This window comes from Bradyrhizobium sp. STM 3809, assembly GCF_000239795.1.
Classification (GTDB): Bacteria; Pseudomonadota; Alphaproteobacteria; order Rhizobiales; family Xanthobacteraceae; genus Bradyrhizobium.
The window spans coordinates 1-6435 of record NZ_CAFJ01000755.1 but is presented as its reverse complement, the minus strand read 5'-3'; the positions used below and the strand labels follow the sequence as shown (position 1 = coordinate 6435).

Here is a 6435-nt window from a genome sequence, read left to right as displayed (position 1 = left end):
TACGCCCCTCTGCTTGAGGCGGGATGGCGGATAGAAACATGATTTTTGAAAAATGGCAATCGATTTATTTTTTTCGGAACTCAAAAGACTGCCGTCGCGCGACCCTCGCCGCTGCGCCCCCTCTCCCCGTTCTTCAAGTGGAGAGGGCTGGGGTGAGGGGCAGCGGCACGGGTGGTGCAGCCGTCGTCGAGTCATTCTGATCGAGGGAAGCGATCCTGCTCGTCCGATACATCGCAGATCTGAGCTGGCGATGTGCCATGCCCCTCACCCGGATTGCTGCGCAATCCGACCTCTCCCCGCAAAGAGCGGGGAGAGGTTTGCACCGTCCGGCTCCGGCGCTGCACCTCTCAGCGCCTTAACGGCGGAGGCCCCACGCCTACCCGAACACGTCCTGCAGCACGCCCTCCTTGATCACGGCCGTGCCGTCCAGTTCGATCGTCGTCCCCATCATCGGCAGATCGAAATGCCCCGCCGTGTAGCGGCCGGCGAATTCGTTGGCGCCGGTGGAGAACAGGAAGTTGCCGGGGACGGCGCGCAGCTCGGTGCCGTTGGTGTCGCGCTGGTCGTACATGGTCAGCGCCTCGTAGCGCGCGCCCGGGTTCATGCCCCAGCCGACATGCGACACCGCATAGGCCTCGCGGTCACCCCAGGACGCCAGATAGGCGCGCATCATCGCGGCGTCGGCGCCCTCGCCTTCCAGGTTCGTGATGTAGTCGTCGCACATGGTCAGCGTGACCGGCGAGGACAGATAGCGCTTGAAGGTGAGATTGATGTCGCCGGGCGCCATCACGATGGTGCCGTTGACCGATTTGCTCTTCGGGAAGCTCACGACGATGCCGCCGGGCCAATGCGCCAGCGTGCCGGGGCGATCGGTCCAGCCCCAGACCCCGACGGTGGAGGCGCCCTCCATGATGACGTCGAGATCGGTGCCGGCTTTCGACGTCACGCGCATGCGCTTCGTGCCGCGCAGCATCTTGGCGGCGGCGCGGACGCGCTTCTCCAGCGCCGAGTCAGGGCGCATGCGTTCCAGCGCCTCGGGGTGCTCGTTGGAGATCACGAGAATGCGCGCGCCGGCTTTGAGGATCTCCGGCGTTTCGACCGCGTGCATAAGGCCTTCGATGGTGCAGTCGACGACGAAGCCGGCCTGCTGCAAGGCCGTCACGACAGGGCCGAGGTTGCCGATCGCTTCCGACGCGCCGGTCGAGCGCACCGGCACCGGGTGAGGGTTGCGCGGCGTGGGCACCACGACATGGAAGGGCCGCGCGCCCATGCGCAGCAGCGCCAGCTCGGCGATGTGCACATTGAGCGGACGCGACTGCGTCTCCGACAGGATCGCGGCGGTATCGCCGGCCTTCACCGCGCAGCGCTCGAAGATCTCGCAGAATGCGTCGATCCATTTCGCCTCGATGCGATCCGCCAGCATGGTCGTTCTCCCGATTGTCGTTCGTTGTGTTTATCAGACTGAGGGGAAGCCGCGCAGCAGATAGGCGCGCAGGCCCTGCAGCAGGCCGTTGAGAATGAGACCCAGCAGCGAGATCGTGATCAGCGGCACGAACATGTCGACGGCCTGGAAGGTACGGGCGGCCGTGACCAGGACGTGGCCGAGTCCGTCGGTCGAGGTGATCATCTCCGCCAGGAACACGACGATGCAGGAGATCACGAGGCCGATGCGGCAGCCGGTCAGGATCGACGGCATCGCCGCCGGCAGCACCCCCTTCCACAGCACGTCGCGCGGCGGCGTGCCGGCGGCGAGCGCCGACCAGATCAGCTTCTGCTCGACATTGGTGGCGCCGTAATAGGTCGACAGCAGGATCGGGAACAGCGCGTCCGCCGCCACCAGCATGATCTTGGATTCATGGCCGAAGCCGAGCAGCAGCAGGAACGCCGGGTACAGCGCGACCTTCGGCAGCGGCGCCAGCACGCGCACGATCGGCTTCACCGCGGCGTTGATGGGCGGGCTCACCGCCGCGGCGATGCCGAGCGACACGCCGAGCACGACGGCAATGGCGAAGCCGGCGAACAGCCGGAACAGGGTCGCGGCGACGTCCTGCTGGAAAGTGAGGCTGGCGAGTTGCTGGCTCATGCGCAGGAACACCTGCCCCGGCGGCGGCAGCAGGGTCGGCGGCGCGTAGCCGAACGACACCAGGCCCTGCCACAGCAGCAGGACCAGCACGATCGGCGCGGCGCCGAGGAGGATGTCGTTGGAGCTGCGCGTCATGAGAAGCTCAGGGGCATGTCGAATTGCGGCTCCGACCAGCGCACCAGCCAGCGCCTGACGATTTCGAACGCGGCATCGAGGCAGATGCCCATCGCGCCGACGATGATGATCATCGCGAACACCGTGTCGTACTGGCCCATGTCGAGCGCGTTGAACAGGATGTTGCCGGCGCCGGACTGCCGCGCGATCATCTCGCTGGTCACCATCGTGATCAGCGCCAGCACGAGGCCGGTGCGGCAGCCGGTCAGGATCTCCGGCAGCGCGGCGGGCAGCACGATGCGCAGCAGGCGCTCGCCCGGCGACAGGCCCATGGCCGCGCCCGACCACAACATCTTCTCTTCCACCGCCTTGGCGCCCTCGAAGCTGTGATAGATCACCGGCAGGCTGACGCCGAGGAAGATCACCAGCGTCTTGGAGATGTCGCCGACGCCGAGCCACAGCATGATAATCGGCATCAGCGCGGCCTTCGGCACCGGGTAGATCAGCATCAGCAGCGGATTGAAGAACGCGGCGGTGGCGCGGCTGCGGCCCATCAGCAGCCCCAATGGAATCGAGAACGCCAGCGCCAGCCCGAAACCGATCGCCATCCGCCGCAGCGAGGCCAGGATGTTGATCAGCGATTCCTTGTCGGTGAGGATCGGCGGGATCGCGCGTAACGATTCCAGCGCGGTGGGGAAGCTGTCGTTCTTCAGCCCGAGCGAGGCGAGCTGCCAGGCCAGCAGCAGGCCGCAGCAGGCGAGCACCGGGGCGAGCGGCTTCAGCAGCCCGTTCATGACGGCAGCTCGTTGTCGCCGGAGGCATCGAACATGCGCTCGATCTCGACGATGTATCGCTGGTAGTTGGGATCGAGCAGCAGCTCCTCGCGGCGGCGCGGGCGCGGCAGGTCGATGTCGATGACCTCGCGGATGCGGCCGGGCGAGCGCGACATCATCACGACCTTGTCGGACAGGAACACGGCTTCCTCGACCGAATGGGTGACGAACAGCACCGTCTTGCGGTCGCGCTCCCAGATCTCGAGCAGGTCGTTCTGCAGCCGCGTGCGGGTGTGCGCATCGAGCGCGCCGAACGGCTCGTCCATCAGCAGCACCTCGGGGCCATAGGCCAAGGTGCGCGCCAGCGCGACGCGCTGCTTCATGCCGCCGGACAGCTCCTTCGGATAAAATTTTTCGAAGCCGGTGAGACCGACCATGGCGAGCAAGGTCCGCGCCAGCGCCTCGGCCTTGGCCGGCTTCATGCCCTGCTGCAAGGGGCCGTACATGACGTTGCCGAGCACGCTCTTCCAGGGGAACAGCGCGAACTCCTGGAACACCGGGCCGCGATCGGGGCCCGGACCGGTGATCGGCTTGCCCTTCATCTTCGCGGTGCCGCTGGTCGGGCTGACGAAGCCGCCGACGATGTAGAGCAGCGTGGATTTTCCGCAGCCGGAGGGGCCGAGGATCGACACGAAGGCGCCCTCGCCCACCGTCAGCGAGATGTCCGACAGCGCCGTGTGGTCGCGGCGCGACGAGGTCTTGAACACCTGCGAGACATGTTCGATCTCGATGATCGGCGTGGCCGCACGACGCCCGAGGGAGACGCCCGCGAGCTGGCCAGGTCGGATCGGGGTCACACCCATGTCGCCTTCTCTTTCCAGTGCAGCACGCTGAGGGGCTCGAAGTTATCAGTCATGACGGGCAGTCAATCATTCGAAACACATCCACCGTCATTCCGGGGCAAGGCCGCAGGCCTTGAACCCGGAATCTCGAGCTGGCCGGGCGTTCATACTTAACAAGCTCGAGATTCCGGGTTCAATCATCGAGGCTTCGCCTCGACGATTGCCCCGGAATGACGGGGTGTGTGGTCGCAAGATTTGCAAGAACCCTGCCAATCGTCGCCCGCCGCGGCTCATTCCTGCTCCTGATCGAACCAGGGCCATTCGGCCGGACCTTCGTGAGTCACGGCACCGAGCGGTGCCTGCCCGACCAGTTTCGCGTATTTCGCCAGCGCTCCCGCGCGGTGCCGCGGTGGCCGTTGTGTCCAGGCTTTTCGGCGCGCCGCGAGCTCGGTGTCATCGAGCAGCACGTCGAGCGTGCGCGCCTTCGCATCGATGCGGATCGGATCGCCGTCCTGCACCAGCGCCAGCGGGCCGCCGACGAAGGCTTCGGGCGAGACATAGCCGATGCACATGCCGCGGGTGGCGCCGGAGAAGCGGCCGTCGGTGATCAGCGCGACCTTCTCGCCCATGCCCTGGCCGTAGATCAGCGCAGTGACGCCGAGCATCTCGCGCATGCCGGGGCCGCCGACCGGCCCTTCGTTGCGGATGATCAGCACCTCGCCGGCCTGGTAGTTGCGGGCGCGGACGGCGGCGACGCAGGCCTCCTCGTCCTCGAACACGCGGGCACGGCCCTCGAACACCAGACTCTTGAGACCGGCGACCTTGATGACCGCGCCATCCGGCGCAAGGTTGCCCTTGAGCACGGCGACGCCGCCGTCGGCCATCATCGGCCTGGCCGGTGTGAACACGACCTCTCCATCCGGCGCATTGGCCGCGCCATATTCCTCGGAGAGCGTGCGACCGGTGACCGTGATGCAGGAGCCATCGATATGGCCGCTCTCGATCAGCGCGCGGATCACCACGGCGGCGCCGCCGATGTCGTAGACGTCCTTGGCGGTGTACTTGCCGCCCGGACGGAGATTGCCGATCAGCGGCGTGCGCGCGAACACTTCGCCGACATCGTCGAGCGTGAAGCGGATGCCGGCCTCGTTGGCGATCGCCGGCAGATGCAGCGCCGCGTTGGTCGAGCCGCCGGTGGCAGCGACGATGGCTGCGCCGTTCTCCAGGGATTTGCGGGTGACGATGTCGCGCGGCCGCGGACCGCCGCTGGCGAGCATCCGCATGATCAGGCGCCCGGCCTGCCGCGCGACGTGGCCGCGCTCGGCATAGACGCCGGGGATCATCGAGACGTTGGGCATCGACAGGCCCATCGCCTCCGACAGCATGCCCATGGTGTTGGCGGTGAACTGCCCGGCGCAGGCGCCGATGGTCGGCAGGCAGGAGCGCTCGACGCCTTCGAGCATGGCGGCGTCGATCTCGCCGGTCATGTAGCTCCCGACCGCTTCGTAGGAGTCGAGCACCGTGAGCGTCTTGCCCTGATATTTGCCGGGCAGCGCACTGCCGCCATAGATGAAGATCGACGGCACGTTGCAGCGGACCATGCCCATCATCACGCCGGGCAAGGTCTTGTCGCAACCGCCGAAGCCGATCAGCGCGTCATAGGCGAGGCCGTGCACGACGGCCTCGATCGAATCGGCGATCAGCTCGCGCGAGAACAGAGAGAACTTCATTCCCTCGTGGTTCATGCTGATGCCGTCGGACACGGAGACGGTGGCGAACTCGCGCGGCGTGCCGCCGGCCTCGGAGATTCCCGTCTTCGCGGCATCGACCTGGAAGTCGTGCGTCATGTTGCAGGGCGTCTGCTCGCCCTTCTGGCTGACGACACCGATCATCGGCTTGGCGATGTCGGCGTCGTCGAGGCCCATTGCGCGCATGAAGGCGCGGTGCGGGGCGCGGTCGAGCCCCTCCACCGTGACGCGCGAGCGCAGCTTCCTCATCGATACGTGCTCCGCGTCGCGCCGCCCTACTGGATCGGCGCGACGATCGTGGGATGCTTGAACTGGGCGACGTCAAGCTTCGGCAGCATGCCGGTCTCGGCATAGATGTCGAGCATCTTCTGGATCGCCGGGAAGTTCGGCGCAGCGACGGGATCGCGGCCGAAATCATTGTCCTTGAGCAGATAGGTGTCGATGACCGGCACCGGAACCTTCATCACTTCGGACACGACCTTCAGCGTCTCCTCGCGGTTGGCGAGCGCCTTCTTCATGCCGGCGGTGATGTCGCGGACATAGGCCTTCACGAGATCCGGGTTCTTGTCGACGAAGTCGGCGCGGCAGGCCTCCAGGATGTGGACGATGTTCGGCATCGCTTCCGAGAGCTGGAACAGCTTGCGGGTGCCGCCCTTGGCCTCGGCGCGCGCCGCGAACGGCTGGTTCATGTTGACGGCGTCGACGCGGCCCTGGCGCAACGCGTCCTCGGCGACCGCGAAGCCGACCTCGACCAGCTTGATGTCTTTCGCCGGATCGAGCCCGGCCTGCTTCAGCAGCAGATTGAACGGCCCCTGCGTGCCGCCGCCGATCACGGAGATGCCGACCGTCTTGCCCTTGAGGTCGGCGATGGTCTT

At 66.5% G+C, this 6435-nt stretch carries 6 protein-coding genes; all 6 read right to left on the bottom strand.

Translation table 11 applies throughout. From position 1 onward, the window contains the following. Positions 1-376: 376 nt before the first annotated feature. Entirely contained in the window at positions 377-1423 is a 1047-nt protein-coding gene (locus BRAS3809_RS32380; protein WP_008966231.1) for a 2,5-dihydroxypyridine 5,6-dioxygenase NicX family protein, read from the bottom strand. 33 nt (positions 1424-1456) lie between these two features. Further along, positions 1457-2218 carry an ABC transporter permease gene (locus tag BRAS3809_RS32375; RefSeq protein ID WP_008966230.1) on the bottom strand — a complete coding sequence of 254 codons (762 nt, stop codon included), beginning with the start codon at positions 2216-2218 and terminating at the stop codon, positions 1457-1459. Then, positions 2215-2991 (bottom strand): ABC transporter permease, encoded by a 777-nt coding sequence (locus BRAS3809_RS32370; protein ID WP_008966229.1) that lies wholly within the window; start codon positions 2989-2991, stop codon positions 2215-2217. Before BRAS3809_RS32370 ends, BRAS3809_RS32375 begins: the two co-directional genes overlap by 4 nt. Beyond that, entirely contained in the window at positions 2988-3833 is an 846-nt protein-coding gene (locus tag BRAS3809_RS32365) for an ABC transporter ATP-binding protein (protein ID WP_008966228.1), read from the bottom strand. Before BRAS3809_RS32365 ends, BRAS3809_RS32370 begins: the two co-directional genes overlap by 4 nt. A 269-nt stretch (positions 3834-4102) precedes the next feature. Next, positions 4103-5809 carry a dihydroxy-acid dehydratase gene (gene ilvD, locus BRAS3809_RS32360; RefSeq protein WP_035660011.1) on the bottom strand — a complete coding sequence of 569 codons (1707 nt, stop codon included), beginning with the start codon at positions 5807-5809 and terminating at the stop codon, positions 4103-4105. Positions 5810-5835: 26 nt separating this feature from the next. Continuing rightward, positions 5836-6435: ABC transporter substrate-binding protein (locus BRAS3809_RS32355; RefSeq protein WP_035660007.1), on the bottom strand; the 600-nt coding region annotated here is incomplete at its 5' end.

What these genes read in the sequence shown, in the direction of transcription:
- BRAS3809_RS32365 (WP_008966228.1), bottom strand. Translation starts at nt 3,833, where the DNA reads ATGGGTGTGACCCCGATCCGACCTGGCCAGCTCGCGGGCGTCTCCCTC.
- ilvD (WP_035660011.1), bottom strand. Translation starts at nt 5,809, where the DNA reads ATGAGGAAGCTGCGCTCGCGCGTCACGGTGGAGGGGCTCGACCGCGCC.
- BRAS3809_RS32370 (WP_008966229.1), bottom strand. Translation starts at nt 2,991, where the DNA reads ATGAACGGGCTGCTGAAGCCGCTCGCCCCGGTGCTCGCCTGCTGCGGC.
- BRAS3809_RS32375 (WP_008966230.1), bottom strand. Translation starts at nt 2,218, where the DNA reads ATGACGCGCAGCTCCAACGACATCCTCCTCGGCGCCGCGCCGATCGTG.
- BRAS3809_RS32380 (WP_008966231.1), bottom strand. Translation starts at nt 1,423, where the DNA reads ATGCTGGCGGATCGCATCGAGGCGAAATGGATCGACGCATTCTGCGAG.